Below are 13,651 nucleotides of genomic sequence, written 5' to 3' on the forward strand. Positions count from 1 at the left end.
TTGGTAGTGCGGACTCACGAGATGCGGCTCGCGGGCCGCACTGTCACCGGCCACGTGGTGGAGACCGAGGAAGACCTCCCAGCCTTCGCCGACTGGGCCAAACAGCGAACCGAGTTCGGATTCGACAACGAGACAACGAGCCTGGAGATCTACGAGCCGGGCTTCAGGCTCCGGGCCTCCCAGTTCTCAGCCGGGGACCAGACCTGGCTTCTCCCCGTAGAGAGACACCCCCGCTTCGCCTGGTACGCAGCCACCACGCTGCGCCACGCCAAGCGGCTCTACATCCACAACGCACCCTTCGACCTCCAGGTGGCAGACCGCTGCCTGGAGGTCCCCCTCGGGGAACTGTTCCCCAAGACGATAGACACCGGCATCATCTCCCGCCTGGTGGACTCCCGCGCCCGCAAAGAGGGCGGGTCGGGACATCGGCTGGAGGAGCTGACCGAGGTCTACATCGACCCGGTGGCCGCCAAGGACATCAAGGGCTCAGTCGGCCGACAGTGCAAGGCACTCAAGCTCAAGAAGGCCGACTACTTCAAACAGGTCTCGCTGGACGACGAGATATTCCAGATGTACGCCCTCATGGACCCGGTCCTGGCCTGGGTCCTGGCCAAGACCCTCGGGCCGAAGATCCCCACCAGTGCTCGACACCTCATCAGCTACGAACACGAGATCGCCCGAATCTGTACGGACATCAGCAAGAACGGATTCCTTCTCGACCGCGAGTACACCAGTGAGCTGGCCACCCGCCTCCGCCAGGAGGAGACGTGGTGGCAGATGGAGATCGAGCGCGAGATCGAGCAGCTCGGCTTCCTCGACCCCGACGAGTTCAACCCCAACAGCACCGACAACGTGTTTGAAGCCCTGCTGTATATGGGCCACACCGAGTTCAAGCAGACCCCCACCGGCAAACCCCAGGTGGATGACGACCTACTGGAGCACCTGGCCGAAGGCGGCATGTACTTCGCCCGCTGCATCAAGGAACTGCGCAAGGCAGGCAAGTGGGCCGGTACCTGGCCCGAAGCCTTCCTCGCCAACGCCGATGAGCACGGCCGATGCCACGCCAACATCAACACCCTTCAGGCCCGCACAGGCCGCATGTCCATCACCGGCATCCCGGCCCAGACCCTCCCGTCAGGCGACTGGATGGTCCGCAGGTGCTTCCTGGCCGATGAAGGCCACGTCATGGCGAGCATCGACTACCAGGCGCAGGAGTTGCGCATGGCGGCTGCTCTCTCTGGTGACGAGCGCATGTACCGAGCCTTCGAGTTGGGCGAAGACCTCCACCAGATCACCGCTGACGCAGCGGGCGTGGGCCGCAAGATCGGCAAGATGGCCAACTTCCTCGTCTGCTATGGCGGAGGCTGGAAGGCCCTGGTGGAACAGGCCAAGGTCTCCGAGGACGTGGCCAAGCGCACCATCGCAGGCTTCAACGCCGCCTACCCCGGCGTCGCCAAGCTCGCCAAGGAAATGACCCGCATCGCGGGCCAGCAGGGCTACATCGAGACCATCACCGGCCGTCGCCTGTACGTAGACCCGAACCGGGCCTACAGCGCCATCAACTACGCCATTCAGTCCGCCTCCCGCGACGTGACAGCCCGAGGGCTCATCAAGAGCGACAAGGCCGGGCTTACTTCTTTCTTGCGCCTCCCCATTCATGACGAAGTCGTCGCCAGCCTGCCGCTGAAGCAGGCCCCCTCCCTCGCCAAAGAGATCGGCGAGTGCCTCCGGACTCAGATCCGAGGCGTGGATTTCGTCACCGAGCCCGAAATCGCCGGCCGTTCCTGGGGCTCCCTCTACGGAGCCGACCACTAATAAGGAGAACCTTGAACGTAGAACTGATCGCCTGCACCCGCTTTGACGCCGATACCTTCCAGGAAGCCACCGGCTTTCAGACCGAAGCCTGGACCACCTGGTCAGACGGCCTGGCCGAGGCCGCAGGCCGCCAGTGCTACGAAGCCTGGGAGCGCAAGAACCCCAAGACCGCAACCAACCGGGGCTACCTCGCCAACATCATCGAGCACCAGCACTTCTCGGTGCTGGAGCACGCCTCCGCTACCTTCCTCATCCAGGGCGTCAGCCGGTCCCTGCTCGCCGAGCTGACCCGGCACAGGCACCTGTCCTTCTCCGTACAGTCACAGCGCTACGTGGACGAGGCCGGCCGACAGGCAGTCATTCCTCCCGCCCTGCGCGGAACCTCACACGAGGACACCCTGCGCAGCTTCCACGGCCAGGCCGAGGAGATGTACGTCGCGGTGCGCAGCGCCCTCGCCGAGCAGGGAGTGCCCCGTAAGAAGGCCCGCGAAGCGGCCAGGGCCTTCCTCCTCAACGCCCACCCCGTGGACATGGTCGTCACCGGCAACCTGCGCGCCTGGCGCGAGGTCCTGACCAAGCGGTTCCACGTCGCCGCCGACGCCGAGATCCAGGAGCTGGCGGAAGAGGTCCTCGCCCACCTCCAGTGCATCGCCCCCAACGCCTTCCAGGACTTCGGGGGCCTCATCAGAAACGAGGAGATCAGGAGGACCGCATGAGCGACAAGCTCACCTTCTTCCAGCGCGGGGGCTCCTTCTGGCTCATCCCCAACGGGACGCACATCCCCCTCAAGCGTGCCGAGATCGAGTCGCGCTACGGCAGTCCCACCTACGCACACTTCACCGTCGAAGTCCCCGATGAGGGCTACGAGATCATCAAGGAGTCGGACCCCATGCCCAGCCCCCAAGTGTCTTCCTCGGCTGCCGAACTGGCCCGACAGCTCGTCGCACATATCGGACGACTGGAGCTGGAGAACTCCGAGCTAAAGGCGAAGGCGAACTTCCACCAGCGTGCGGACTTCCGTGCCAAGGCCAAGCGCCACCTGGAGAGCTACCGCCGCAAGCTTCAGCGCGCTCAGGAGGTCGGCGACCTCACCGCGGCCTCCCAGATGGACCAGCGCGTCCGCGCACTCGCATCGCTCCTCGAAGTCTGAAAGGGATCTGCATGGAGAAGCTCGCCAAGTTCGTGGGGAACACCGTCGCCCTACTCTTCTTCCTCCTCATCATCGTGACCTTCGTCGCCGCCATCGCTGGCCTCATCAAGGCGGTGCTCGCCTGATGCCGATGTACGACCCGCACGAGGCCAAGATCTCGTGGCTCAAGCTCAAGGTGGAGCGGCTCGAAGCGCGCCTGTCCGCGCTGGAGGACCGGTTGCAAAACACCCTCGAAGTCAACGAACTCTGGGACGGCTCGTGAGCGACGCCCTCAAGTCCGCCCTGGCCCTCATCGCAATCATCGCGGTGGGGGCCTTCCTGGCTCTGATGAAAGAGATGGCGTGAACACGCCAAGTCCGGACTTCTGCTACTCCTGCGGGCGGGACGAACCGGTCCCGCCCTCCGGGGCCTACCTCGTCTGCCCTGAGTGCCGGCACTGCTACCTCACCGAGGTAGATCTGCTGCTGGGCTACAGCATCGAGATGCTCGCGACCAACATGGCCGAGGCCGCGCGCTACAGCACCTGGACCCCGACCACGCTGCCGAAGAGCGTCGAGGACATCCACTACTGCCCGCTCTGTCTACACGACTTCTAGGAACCTCATGCCCGACTACGAGGAGGCCGTCTCCTTCGATGGACAACACCGAGTCGCCTTCCAAGCTCGACCTGACGAGGCTCACGACCGGCCTGGTTGGGATGAGTACTTCCTTGGAATCGCTTCAGCCGTATCTCGACGCGGCGACTGTAGCCGTCGGAGAGTTGGCGCGGTCCTTGTCCGTCCCGATCGACGTATTGCTTCCACCGGATACAACGGAGTCCCCCCAGGAGAGGCGGGCTGCCTCGAATCGCCGTGCCTCCGCGTATCAAAGGCACTTCGAGGAGAAGCAGAGGATCTGGGGCAGGGCATGGGAGGAAGCCTTCCGTGCCCTGGATACAGCGACTGCCGATCAGTTCACGCCGAGGCCAATGCCCTGCTCTACGCCTCCAAGGACGACTGCACAGGAGCCACCCTCTACATCACCGACGAACCCTGTCAGGGGTGTCTGAAGCTCATCAGGGGTGCCGGCGTGAGCCGGATCGTCACCCCGACTAGAGAGTCCTGAGAACTGCCCCCGCCTTCGTGGCGGGGGCCTTTTTGCGTTGTGAATGGTGCCCCGGTAGGGCTCGGCCCGTGGGGAAGACCGGCCAGGGAAGGCTGGCCCTACCGGGAGTCTTCCGCCGAGCCCCTAACCGGTCAGGACTCGCGCTAGGTCAGCGGCGGCGTAGGTGATGATCCGGTCGGATCCCGCGCGTTTGAGGAAGGTGAACAGCTCCAACATGAGCCGCCAGTCCCCGTCGCCAGCCAAGCGGGTGTACTCGCCCGACACGGAGAACGGCGCGAGCGGCACACCACATGCCTGCTTCAGGGCGATCAGGACGTCGGCGCAGAACAGTGCCGGCTCCAGCAGGAGCCGGTCCGCGCCTTCGGCGACGAACGTCAGAGCTGCCTCGATGGCCATCTGCGGGTAGCAGGGGGCGATCTGGAACACGCGGCGGCCGGAGGCAGGGGAGGCGTCCATCGTGCGTTGGTAAGCGGCATACAGCCGCGAGTCGAAGATCAGATGTGGCATGACCCCGGTGAGTTGCTGGCCGGTGTCATCCAGCGCTTGGCGAACGTGTCTCACCGACCCAGGAGCCATAGCGGCCGGGCCCACGATGTCAGCACCGGCGGCGGCCTGAGCAACGGCTTGTTCTGCCAGGGCGTCGAGCGTCGCGGGCAGGTCCGGTCGGCCGGTGTCGTTGGCGATGTGACACTCACCGGTATCGGTGTAGGCGCACAGGCACGTCTCCGTCGAGACGATCATCGCCGAGTCAGCGGCTTTCACCTCACGGATCGCTCGGATCATGAGGTTGTCGGAAGCCGCTCCACGGGAGCCGTACGGGTCTCGGGCATCACCGGAGGCGAACAGCTTGACCGAGCAGACACCGACGCGGGCGAGATCAGCGACCGTGGGGCCGACCTCTTTGATCCGCAAGGTAGGCAGCGGGCGAGGGATGAGGTCGTCGTCATCACCACGGACCAGCAGGACCATGGCGAGGTCGTTGGGGGTAAGGATTTCCACGGTCATCAGGGCATCAAGGTCCTTTCATGCCGGGATTTCGGGTCCTGGTCGAGGTAATGACCCGGCCCGTGCAAGCCGGCCTCAGAGAGTCGTTCGGCGACCAAGGGGTGCAGGTCGGCGATAGCGAGGTGAGCGGGGCTGAGCCGCCAGGCGTCGACCTCATCGGCCTGTACGGTGATCGCCTCCAGGTCTTGTGATCGGAGGGCGCGGGTGCTGAAGACGAAGGCGATGCGGTCGCGACGGACGGGCTGGCTGGCGGGGATCCACGCGACGGTGACGAGGCGTTCAGCGGGAAGGATCAGGCCGGTTTCTTCGCGGGCTTCGCGAGTCGCGGCGGCGGCAGGGCTCTCACCGTGGTGGGCGCGGCCTCCGGGGAGCTGCCACCGGGTGTGATCGCTGGCCGTGCGGAGGGTGAGCCACCGGCCCACCTCGTCGAGCACGAGGAGGTGGGCGGTGACAGCGCAGCAGTACGGCCCGGCTGCGAGGTCGGACCGTAAGTCCGAGTCCGTCATTTACGGGTGGCGGTGATCAAATTGCGAGCACCTTGATGAAGCAGGTCGGCGGCGACGCGGGCGCCAAGAGTAGCCGGATCGGCATGGTCGCCCCACGCATGCGAGCGGACGAACGCGCTGCCGTCGCGGTTGAACACCATGCCGAACAGGCTCATCTGTCCGTCGGCGGTGGTGGAGGCATGCCCGGCAATGGGGCTGTTGCAGTGGCCGAACAGCATGTGCAGCATCGTCCGCTCGGCGAGGATATGCCGGGCTGTCGCGGGGTGGTTGAGCTCGTCCAAGAGCCGCATGACAGGGGTGTCGGAGCTGCGGGCCTGGATGCCGACGACACCGGCGCCCACGGGCGGCACCATGGACACGACGCCTTCGGCGGCAGTGTGAAACTCCAGGGGCAAGGTCTCGTGGTGGCGGTCGAGGATGTCGAGGCGGAGCAGGCTGGTTCGGGCGAGAATGAGCGCAGCGTACTTGCTGCCTTCCTCGTCGAGTTTGGCCAGGCGGGTATCGACGTTGCCACGGATGCGTTCGGTGCGCAGGTCAGGTCGGTGGATGCTGAGCTGAGCGCGGCGTCGTACCGAGCTGGTGCCGATCAGCGACCCGGCCGGGAGGTCGGCCAAGGCCACGCCGTCGCGGGTGACTACGACGTCGTGAACGTCGTCACGCGGCAGATAGGCGCCAAAAGCGGTTCCTTCGGCCAGGGGGACATCTCCGGGGACATCCTTCATGCAGTGGACAGCGATGTCGATCCGGCCACTCGTCAAGGCGCGGTCGATTTCCTTGCTGAAGGCGCCCTTACCGCCGATTTCAGCAAGGTCGCCGGGCCAAAGGTCGGCGCTGACCTGCGTCGGCACGACCTCGATCGGGACGCCAGGTGCGAGCTCGCCGATCAGTTCGGCGACATGGTTAGTCTGGATCTTGGCCATGGTGGAGGTGCGGGTGCCGATCCGCAGTGGGGTCTCGGCGAAGCGGGTCAAGAGGATGTCGGTCAGTGGATTCACAGTTCTCTTCCTAGTGAGAATTCAACTACGGAGAGTAGTCTTCCTTGGGGGAAGGATTGCACCTTTGCGGAGGCAGAGGACACCATCCTCGCGGCTGGCGATTACGCCCTTCGGACTGGGGCGTCTCGTAAGTTACGGCTTAACTAGATGGGACGCCGGTTGCAGGTCATACAGGTTGACCATCAACTGCGTGGCCAAGGCTCGGTGGAGCAGGTGGTGCTCATCCAGGCCAAGGGGAACCTGATGGCGGACCTCCACCACCCGGCCGTCGTCGTCCAGGCCGTAGATGTTGGCCAACACCCCGATGGGGGAGTAGTCGCCGACCGTGTAGACGGCCGGACTTCCCCTACGCAGATGCGGGCAGTCTCGGAGCGCTTCGCTGACGTGCGCCTTGCAGGTAGGCGGCCCGACCGTAGGCCACGTCGCGGGCAGGCTTCTGGGCAGCGCAGATGGCATGACCCACCAGATCCGCCCAGTGTCGGGATCAACGGCCGACCCACCACACACCCGGCACAGCCGCTTCAGCATGCACCGACGCTGACGCAGCGTATGAACCATGGGCCACTGGACCGTACCCTTTCGTGTGGTGCCACAGCGCACCCACAGAACCCCGAACATCCACTCCTGCGGAAGCGCGTCCACGTAGGTCAGCCGAGGCAATCCCGCTACCCACTCGAAGGCGACGGGCAGATCCAAACTCTCTTCGGCGTATGGCGTGATGTAGGGCTTCTCGCGACGACCTACTCGCACCCCCACAGCACCGGTCACGCCGCCCGCCCGCCTGTCCGGAGAGCCGCCAAGATCATGTCCACCACCGCGTACGGCTGGTCGGCCTGCACCATCTGAGTCGCGACGTCATCCACCGTGGGCAAGGAGATGAGGTAATTACCCGCTCGCAGCCCTACGCTCACCCTGGCGACCACCCATCCGCCGTCGCTGTAGGCGACCAGCTCCGGAGGATGACATCGGAGTTCGCGCTGCGGATAGGGGCCACCGGAGCACAGGATCTTGAGGCTGATGTGGTGGAAGACCCCCGTACGGACCCGCTCCTGCTTCAGTAGCCGCTGCACGACGGCCAACGCCTTGTCGTGCTCATTGACCTTCTCGACGGGTACCTCAACGTCCTGGTGTCCCTGACGGGACTCTGTTGCAGTCTGTCCGGTTGCCATGCCTCAGACGGTAGGAGCTGGGGTTTCTGGGGCTCAACAAGCTTGCACGAGTTTGCACATCTCACAGGAAGCCCTGCTTGGCGGCCTGAATGATGCTTCTGGCCGCCGCACCCACCACCGACATGTGAGCCATATCGGCGAATCCCTTGACATAGAGGGCGACCTCGCTTGGCTGAGTCACATTCACCGTGGCGGTGAGCAGCTCGACCTGCACGAGGTTGTCATCGAAGAGGTTGAACGCCTCAAGCGCCCACAGCCTGCGCGGTGCCGTGACCGGGATGATCCCAATCGAGGTAGAGGGCAGCTTCGACACCTCCAACAGGTGATCGAGCTGGTCGCGCATGACGGAAGGATCACCGAGCTGGTGACGCAGCACCTGCTCCTCGATGAGGAATTTGAAGCGGTACCCCGGTCTCTGGAGGATGCTGTTGCGCGACACCCGGGAGGCGACCGCAGCCTCCAGATCGTCAGGGGCGTTGTGGAACGTCCCGAACATCTTCAGCAGGGCCCGCGCGTATCCACTGGTTTGGAGGAACCCAGGAACGAGTTGCGAGCAGTACACCCGATGTAAGTGGGTGCTCTCGTAGAGAGGCACCTTCGAGTCCTGGAGCTGTCTCAGGCCGGTCCTATGCAGCCGCTTCCACTCCACGTACATGGACTCCGCTGTCCTTGACAGCGAGATCAGGTCATCCACCTGATCCGGCACACCGCAAACCTGGCACCAGACCCGAAGATCCTCATCTGAGGGCAGAGTCTTGGCGTGAAGCAGCCGAGAAGACTTGGACTCATGCCAGCTCGCCGCCTCGGCGAGTGAGCGTCCGTTGAGGCCGGCGTCTCGCATGATCTCGCGAAGACGCTCGGCAATGGCTAAGCGGACTTGTCGGGCAGACGAATACGGCGAGCTGGACATCGTGCTTATTGAGCTTATTCGGGCTGGTACTTCGAGTGATCGACACCCCGTTGCCACACGGCCTCGAAGGCCGTCGTACACAGCTTGATCAGGGCCGGATCGGTCGTCAGCTCCTCGCCGACGTACTCACCGTTCCCGCCGAAGAACGACCACCGCACAAGGTGGTCATCGAACACCCAGAAGTCGTTGCCCGGCAACGTGAGGTCCGACGCCTGGGTTCTGGGCAACCACCGGATCTGCTCACCGGCCGCTACGTTGAGTGGCGATGACAGCTCGTACTCGTAACGAACGAACTCCGACAGCGGCTCGGACACGATCCGCGCCCGACGTACCGCCACCCCACGGGCCACCGTCTCCGCGACCTCATCGCGCCACTCGTGCCAGTGGGTATCCACGTCGATGACCCCGGTCTTCTGCCACTCGATGTAGCAAGGGTCGTCAGGGGTGTAGGTGTCCCGCATCTCCAGATGGATCGCCTCGCGCTGGGCGCTGGCCAGCATCTCAGAGAAGGTACGTGGACTCATTCTGAGCAAGCCTCCAAGAGGTACGGGATCATCCGCTTGGGAATACGAATGATCTTCTCGTTGTCCGGCAGCGTGCTCCGCTCTCGAAGCTGCGCCAACTCGCCGGGATCGGTGACCTCCCAGCCTTGCAGCACGATGGAGCCATCCGAGTCGTCTTTCCACACCATCGGGCAGTTGTTGCCGCCGCTGGTGTCGTCGATTCCAATGAACCGTAGCGCCATGGTCGCCTCCACTGCTGCGAACTTGCACGGACTTGTACGCCATCCGAGGGTGCCTGCCCCCGATGAGGGAGTCAAGGACTTTCCGGTCCCCTCCCAGGAGCTGCCCCCGCTACTGTGGGGGCTTTTCTGCGTTTGCGCCCTTGTAGGAGGTTGGTACTATTGTCATCAGAGGCCCACTTCTTTCTTCTTCCTAGGGCCCGGAGCCTCGGAGGGAGCGGATATGGCTACCAAACTCATCACCATTTGTGATCACCACTGCGCCAAGGATGGGGACTGCAACGTTGAGGCGACCCACCACAACACTTGGACTAACCTCCGGGGCGAGCTGCGGGAGGTCGACCTGTGTGACGAGCATCAGAAGTCGTTCATGGAGGCGTGGGAGATCATCGAAGAGGGCTCCGTTGCCGCCACGCCCGAGCCCGCGGTCTCAAAGGCCGGCCGGAGTCGGCGATCCCGTTCCAAGGGTGGAGAGCCTTCTGTCGCTGCTCTCGTGAGGGCTTGGGCTAAGAGTGTGAACGAGCCCGTGAGCGATCAGGGGCGGGTGTCCTTCACCGTGGAGCGGAAGTGGCAGCAGGCAGGGCGTCCCAACGTCCTGACCAGGTAAAAGGATCTACCCTACGTTCGATGAACTTTCAAGCATAAAACCGAACATACAGTGGTATACCTCACGTTATGGCTATACCGCACTCGGAGGCCGGCCGGGGATCTTCCCGGCGCGGCCCCAGGAACCCCCTGCGACCTACGACGAACGTAGAAGTGATCATCAACCACCCCTCAGGCATCCATGTGGTCCGCCAGGGATACGAGGACGGCTTCCTCTACGAGTACACAGTCCCGACTGGGGTCGATTTAAATAAGTCAACGTCCTACTACATGCTTCCGCCCTTCAAGGGGCGGGTGTTGCGCTCCTGGAGCGATAAGAACCACAACTTCTTTGCCATCTGGGTCACCCTCGCGGAGATCCACGAGACCATGAAAGCTGCTGGAGTGCCTCCAGAGAGCCCGCATGGCTTCCCGTGCACAGATGCCGAGCTGATCCACGAAGGCGACCGCTTCAAAGTCGAGCGGGCGCGGTACAAGGACAGCGGCTGGATGTACCTAGTCCATCTAGAACTCGGCCGGCCGTGGCCGAGCTTCTTCTTTAACCCCGTCATGGCGCCAACCCGCGAGGCCCCGGTCGTTATGGCCTATGTGAAGGACGGCATCCTGACGTCCGGGTTCTGGGTTTCCGATGAGGCGGACTACGAGCCGTACACAAGGCAGAGCGAGTCACCTCTTTGATCCCGTAGGCGGCCTCTTTAACTCCCTCCATAATCACCCGAGTTTCGGGGTCGCCTACATAACTCCATGAAACCCAGGAGAATCACCCGCCAACGGGCCCAGAAGGGCCTTCTGAGCGGGTTTTTTGCTGTCTGGGGGCTCCCCTCCTCTCTTGTTGCGGTAAGGGCCTCAAACGACCTTACAGCGCGATCCCAGACTTGTACTTGGTCGGAGGAGGCAGGACCCTCGGGCTCACGCACAGGCGTAAGTATGTATCCCCCCACACCCTCTGTGAGCAGGGGATTCCATGATCGTTGAGATCATGTGGTGCCCGTGTTGAAAGAAGAAACAAAACCGCAGGTCAGGACTTCTTTCTTCTCGCTCATCATGGCCACACATCACGCGCTCAACAGCGCGCACACTTCATTGCGCTTGCCCACGTCAGCGCCCCTTTGCTCTGTCTCATCTCACTGTGCTGTGTCCTAGCGCTCATGCCCGCCTGTGCCCTACCTGTGTCGCAGTGCCATGCCCTGCACTAGCCGTGTGTGTAGTTCTCTGTCCTGCCTGTCCCTGCATGTCCACAGTGCGGCCCCCTTCCGTGGGAAAGGGAACCGCGCCCGCGAGGTGACAACTAATCCCGCAGATCAGAGCCCTATTCGCCCTTTCTGTTTGCCAATTACCAACCTCCTATGCCAAGCTAAGGCCATGCCAAGCACGACCGGCCAACACGGCGGAAGCGCAAGGCAGACCGCCCCCCGCAAGGGAGGCGGGGGAGAGGGTGACGAAAGTTACCAACCTCCTGTAGAGTGTGGACCACGCCGAACAGGGCGGACCACGACGAACCTGCCAGAGCGCGGGGGAGTGGCCCAACAGCCTAGATCGGCAAAGTCAGCTCCCAAACAGGAGATTGGCACAAAGCCAAGAGGTTGGTAAGATCGGACCCAGCAAGACCAAGACCGCCTAGCACGAACGGGCGGCAGGCCGGAGAACCTTCCGGCCGGTGACCCTTCAAGCCTCCCGAGTGTGACGGGAAGCGACGGAAGTGGGCGACACAGCCCATGCCCGGCAAGCGTTACTTGAGAACTCAATAGCGGGCCACGCTAACAGGACAAGCCGCAAAGGCCGCCGCGCTCGGGACGTCAAATCGGTACGGGCGCAAGGCGGAAGTGGGCGGACATTCCAAGTGGCACTACGGGCTGCCCGTCGGACGTTATGAACGGGCCAACTAACTGGGGTGATCGGCGATTGACGCCGAAACCGGATCACTTGTGATGCCGGAAAAGAATCCGCTGATTGCTAGCTGATCACCCGCACCGCTTCGGCGGTGGCCACGGGGTCGCGAAAGTCGCGGCCCTCTGGTCACAACTGGAGAACCCAATGCGCAAGCTGGCAGCGAGCATCGCCCTTACCGGCATCGCCCTGGCAGGCATGGCAAGCACCACGGGCACCGCACATGCGGCCCCGACCAAGCCCGCTAAGCCGACTGTCGCCTACGCGGCCCACGGCAAGGTGAAGCATGACGCCTACTGGGTGCTCAGCTACAACCACCCCGGCGTGATCCTGTGCGTCACCCACGGGGACAAGTCCGAGGCTGTCGCCAAGGTCGCCAAGTACGCCAAGGCGCACCGGAAGCTGGGCTACTACTGGGGCGGTCGGGCTGCCAAGAAGTACGACCAGCTCTGCAACAAGTAGAGCTGGACACCGCCGCCAGGCGGTGGTCTTGGGACCACACGGGTGTGTGGTCCTCAGATCACAACTGGAGGGTTAATGCTCGACTTCGACTACAGCGCTTACCCGAACGGCTCGGGCCTGAACATGCTCTCCGGCCTAGGCGAGATCAAGGGCCAGGCGCTGTCCATGGACACCTACTACGCAGCGTTCATTGTGTTCGGCGACCAGCGTCTGTTCGTCGGCACGGCGGAGGATGAGTGGGCCGCGTTCAGCCTGATCGAGACGTGGTATCACTCCCAGGAAAACTACTACCTGGCGTTCAATTAAGTAGCCCGGGGGTCATTTTTATGCCCTCAAATAAGAGGTTGGAAGAAAGCGGGTTGGTAGTTATGTGCAAGGAAGTTGTGAAGCCCTGCGGGTGCTGCGTGAATGTCAACGACTACGGCGATTTCCAATCAATCGCAGGGTTCACCAAGTGGTGCAACCAGGCCCGCGAAATGGTCTCTCAGATTGCGGCGGTACGTGGAAAGCGTCGGCATGCGGCGGACATCGCAGACGAACTGACCGCACACATTCTCTTCGCCTAGCAGGTGGTCCCTAGCCCTCTGACCAGGGAGTAAGCGCTTCAAACGCGCCTAGGGACACCCATTGCGGATTCAACCCCCACCGTAGAAAGGCATTGCCATGCCCATCGAAATTAACCCCGATGCGGCTATCCGAGAGGGCTATGTGCGGAACATCCTTGCGGTTTGGGATTCCGCCACAACCGATCAGATGGCACGCGGAATGAACTGGTATCGCACTGCTAACCAGCTCGCGAAAATGATTTCTGAGGGCAATGCAAGGGCAGGTGCGGGCGTTATTGCCGCCCTTTCGGCTAACAAGTCGTGGGGCGAGAACGTCAAACTCGCGACTCGGGCATTTGCTGAAGGTGAGCCCACTGGACATGTGGGTGATGCCATTAGAAAGGCCGCTCGGATTATGTCGGGCGAGTCTCCGGAAACGGTTCTCCCGATGGATTCCAAGACGGGGCACTTCTACCGATGCATTGCTGATCCGACCGATGCGGATGCGATCTGCATTGACCGCCACGCCCACGACATTGCCGTAGGCGAGAGGTACGGGAAAGCCGATCGGGGCCTTGGCTCTAAGAACCGCTATGCGCTTCTGGCGCACGTTTACCGAGAGGCCGCACAGCGTCTCGGAATGCTCCCCCAGGTCGTGCAGGCCGTGACCTGGGTTGTCTGGATCGAAAGTAAGGGGGTCTGAAATGTCGTGCGAGATCTTCATGTGCGAAGACGATGCCGCGTTTGAGGCGACG

At 63.1% G+C, this 13,651-nt stretch carries 20 protein-coding genes; 12 read left to right on the forward strand and 8 right to left on the reverse strand.

What is annotated here, in order from left to right; all coding sequences use genetic code 11:
- The first annotated feature begins 6 nt into the window (after window positions 1–6).
- The 6 genes from ACZ6R6_RS16925 (at window position 7) to ACZ6R6_RS16950 (ending at window position 4,069) form a co-directional block, all read left to right on the forward strand.
- Window positions 7–1,815: a DNA polymerase gene (locus tag ACZ6R6_RS16925; RefSeq protein ID WP_470094252.1), complete on the forward strand. Its 1,809-nt coding sequence runs from the start codon at window positions 7–9 to the stop codon at window positions 1,813–1,815.
- A gap of 11 nt (window positions 1,816–1,826) precedes the next feature.
- Window positions 1,827–2,531: an FAD-dependent thymidylate synthase gene (thyX, locus tag ACZ6R6_RS16930; protein WP_470094254.1), complete on the forward strand. Its 705-nt coding sequence runs from the start codon at window positions 1,827–1,829 to the stop codon at window positions 2,529–2,531.
- Window positions 2,528–2,965 (forward strand): hypothetical protein, encoded by a 438-nt coding sequence (locus ACZ6R6_RS16935; RefSeq protein ID WP_470094256.1) that lies wholly within the window; start codon window positions 2,528–2,530, stop codon window positions 2,963–2,965. The genes thyX and ACZ6R6_RS16935 overlap by 4 nt, the downstream gene beginning before the upstream one ends.
- Window positions 2,966–3,089: 124 nt before the next feature.
- Window positions 3,090–3,227 (forward strand): hypothetical protein, encoded by a 138-nt coding sequence (locus ACZ6R6_RS16940; RefSeq protein ID WP_470094258.1) that lies wholly within the window; start codon window positions 3,090–3,092, stop codon window positions 3,225–3,227.
- A gap of 79 nt (window positions 3,228–3,306) precedes the next feature.
- The gene (locus tag ACZ6R6_RS16945; protein ID WP_470094260.1) at window positions 3,307–3,561 is read left to right on the forward strand and encodes a hypothetical protein; all 255 of its coding nucleotides are present in this window, start codon (window positions 3,307–3,309) and stop codon (window positions 3,559–3,561) included.
- A 7-nt stretch (window positions 3,562–3,568) separates the two neighbouring features.
- On the forward strand, window positions 3,569–4,069 hold the full coding sequence (locus ACZ6R6_RS16950; protein ID WP_470094262.1) for a deoxycytidylate deaminase: 501 nt from the start codon (window positions 3,569–3,571) through the stop codon (window positions 4,067–4,069).
- A gap of 123 nt (window positions 4,070–4,192) precedes the next feature.
- Here the strand turns inward: ACZ6R6_RS16950 and ACZ6R6_RS16955 are convergent, their stop codons facing one another.
- The 8 genes from ACZ6R6_RS16955 to ACZ6R6_RS16990 all read right to left on the reverse strand — a co-directional run bounded on the left by ACZ6R6_RS16955 (window position 4,193) and on the right by ACZ6R6_RS16990 (window position 9,411).
- Entirely contained in the window at window positions 4,193–5,074 is an 882-nt protein-coding gene (locus ACZ6R6_RS16955; RefSeq protein WP_470094264.1) for a hypothetical protein, read from the reverse strand.
- Window positions 5,074–5,580: an NUDIX domain-containing protein gene (locus ACZ6R6_RS16960; RefSeq protein ID WP_470094266.1), complete on the reverse strand. Its 507-nt coding sequence runs from the start codon at window positions 5,578–5,580 to the stop codon at window positions 5,074–5,076. Before ACZ6R6_RS16960 ends, ACZ6R6_RS16955 begins: the two co-directional genes overlap by 1 nt.
- On the reverse strand, window positions 5,577–6,575 hold the full coding sequence (gene hemC, locus ACZ6R6_RS16965; RefSeq protein ID WP_470094268.1) for a hydroxymethylbilane synthase: 999 nt from the start codon (window positions 6,573–6,575) through the stop codon (window positions 5,577–5,579). Before hemC ends, ACZ6R6_RS16960 begins: the two co-directional genes overlap by 4 nt.
- A 132-nt stretch (window positions 6,576–6,707) precedes the next feature.
- Window positions 6,708–7,103, reverse strand: a complete 396-nt coding sequence (locus tag ACZ6R6_RS16970) for a hypothetical protein (protein WP_470094270.1) — start codon at window positions 7,101–7,103, stop codon at window positions 6,708–6,710.
- Window positions 7,104–7,339: 236 nt separating this feature from the next.
- On the reverse strand, window positions 7,340–7,744 hold the full coding sequence (locus ACZ6R6_RS16975) for a hypothetical protein (RefSeq protein ID WP_470094272.1): 405 nt from the start codon (window positions 7,742–7,744) through the stop codon (window positions 7,340–7,342).
- A gap of 61 nt (window positions 7,745–7,805) precedes the next feature.
- Window positions 7,806–8,654, reverse strand: a complete 849-nt coding sequence (locus ACZ6R6_RS16980) for a helix-turn-helix domain-containing protein (RefSeq protein ID WP_470094274.1) — start codon at window positions 8,652–8,654, stop codon at window positions 7,806–7,808.
- A gap of 14 nt (window positions 8,655–8,668) precedes the next feature.
- On the reverse strand, window positions 8,669–9,154 hold the full coding sequence (locus ACZ6R6_RS16985; RefSeq protein ID WP_470094276.1) for a DUF6879 family protein: 486 nt from the start codon (window positions 9,152–9,154) through the stop codon (window positions 8,669–8,671).
- Window positions 9,155–9,174: 20 nt separating this feature from the next.
- A complete protein-coding gene (locus tag ACZ6R6_RS16990) occupies window positions 9,175–9,411 on the reverse strand; it encodes a hypothetical protein (RefSeq protein ID WP_470094278.1) in 237 nt (78 codons plus the stop codon).
- Between the two features lie 208 nt (window positions 9,412–9,619).
- Between ACZ6R6_RS16990 and ACZ6R6_RS16995 the strand changes: the two genes are divergently transcribed.
- The 6 genes from ACZ6R6_RS16995 (at window position 9,620) to ACZ6R6_RS17020 (ending at window position 13,599) form a co-directional block, all read left to right on the forward strand.
- Window positions 9,620–10,003 (forward strand): hypothetical protein, encoded by a 384-nt coding sequence (locus ACZ6R6_RS16995; protein ID WP_470094280.1) that lies wholly within the window; start codon window positions 9,620–9,622, stop codon window positions 10,001–10,003.
- A gap of 152 nt (window positions 10,004–10,155) precedes the next feature.
- Window positions 10,156–10,680 carry a hypothetical protein gene (locus ACZ6R6_RS17000; RefSeq protein WP_470094282.1) on the forward strand — a complete coding sequence of 175 codons (525 nt, stop codon included), beginning with the start codon at window positions 10,156–10,158 and terminating at the stop codon, window positions 10,678–10,680.
- 1,407 nt (window positions 10,681–12,087) lie between these two features.
- The gene (locus tag ACZ6R6_RS17005) at window positions 12,088–12,351 is read left to right on the forward strand and encodes a hypothetical protein (protein WP_470094284.1); all 264 of its coding nucleotides are present in this window, start codon (window positions 12,088–12,090) and stop codon (window positions 12,349–12,351) included.
- A gap of 75 nt (window positions 12,352–12,426) precedes the next feature.
- Window positions 12,427–12,657, forward strand: a complete 231-nt coding sequence (locus ACZ6R6_RS17010) for a hypothetical protein (protein ID WP_470094286.1) — start codon at window positions 12,427–12,429, stop codon at window positions 12,655–12,657.
- 98 nt (window positions 12,658–12,755) lie between these two features.
- Window positions 12,756–12,917: a hypothetical protein gene (locus tag ACZ6R6_RS17015; protein ID WP_470094288.1), complete on the forward strand. Its 162-nt coding sequence runs from the start codon at window positions 12,756–12,758 to the stop codon at window positions 12,915–12,917.
- A 97-nt stretch (window positions 12,918–13,014) separates the two neighbouring features.
- Window positions 13,015–13,599: a DUF7178 family protein gene (locus ACZ6R6_RS17020; protein WP_470094290.1), complete on the forward strand. Its 585-nt coding sequence runs from the start codon at window positions 13,015–13,017 to the stop codon at window positions 13,597–13,599.
- The last annotated feature ends 52 nt before the right edge of the window (window positions 13,600–13,651 follow it).

Source organism: Streptosporangium sp. NPDC048886 (genome assembly GCF_055586905.1).

Bases quoted from the DNA above. Each gene is read 5' to 3' on its own strand.
- ACZ6R6_RS16935 (WP_470094256.1), top strand. From the start codon at position 2,528: ATGAGCGACAAGCTCACCTTCTTCCAGCGCGGGGGCTCCTTCTGGCTC.
- ACZ6R6_RS16940 (WP_470094258.1), top strand. From the start codon at position 3,090: ATGCCGATGTACGACCCGCACGAGGCCAAGATCTCGTGGCTCAAGCTC.
- ACZ6R6_RS17010 (WP_470094286.1), top strand. From the start codon at position 12,427: ATGCTCGACTTCGACTACAGCGCTTACCCGAACGGCTCGGGCCTGAAC.
- ACZ6R6_RS16975 (WP_470094272.1), bottom strand. From the start codon at position 7,744: ATGGCAACCGGACAGACTGCAACAGAGTCCCGTCAGGGACACCAGGAC.
- ACZ6R6_RS17020 (WP_470094290.1), top strand. From the start codon at position 13,015: ATGCCCATCGAAATTAACCCCGATGCGGCTATCCGAGAGGGCTATGTG.
- ACZ6R6_RS16970 (WP_470094270.1), bottom strand. From the start codon at position 7,103: ATGCTGAAGCGGCTGTGCCGGGTGTGTGGTGGGTCGGCCGTTGATCCC.
- ACZ6R6_RS16955 (WP_470094264.1), bottom strand. From the start codon at position 5,074: ATGACCGTGGAAATCCTTACCCCCAACGACCTCGCCATGGTCCTGCTG.
- ACZ6R6_RS16980 (WP_470094274.1), bottom strand. From the start codon at position 8,654: ATGTCCAGCTCGCCGTATTCGTCTGCCCGACAAGTCCGCTTAGCCATT.
- ACZ6R6_RS17005 (WP_470094284.1), top strand. From the start codon at position 12,088: ATGGCAAGCACCACGGGCACCGCACATGCGGCCCCGACCAAGCCCGCT.
- ACZ6R6_RS16985 (WP_470094276.1), bottom strand. From the start codon at position 9,154: ATGCTGGCCAGCGCCCAGCGCGAGGCGATCCATCTGGAGATGCGGGAC.
- ACZ6R6_RS16950 (WP_470094262.1), top strand. From the start codon at position 3,569: ATGCCCGACTACGAGGAGGCCGTCTCCTTCGATGGACAACACCGAGTC.
- ACZ6R6_RS16960 (WP_470094266.1), bottom strand. From the start codon at position 5,580: ATGACGGACTCGGACTTACGGTCCGACCTCGCAGCCGGGCCGTACTGC.
- ACZ6R6_RS16995 (WP_470094280.1), top strand. From the start codon at position 9,620: ATGGCTACCAAACTCATCACCATTTGTGATCACCACTGCGCCAAGGAT.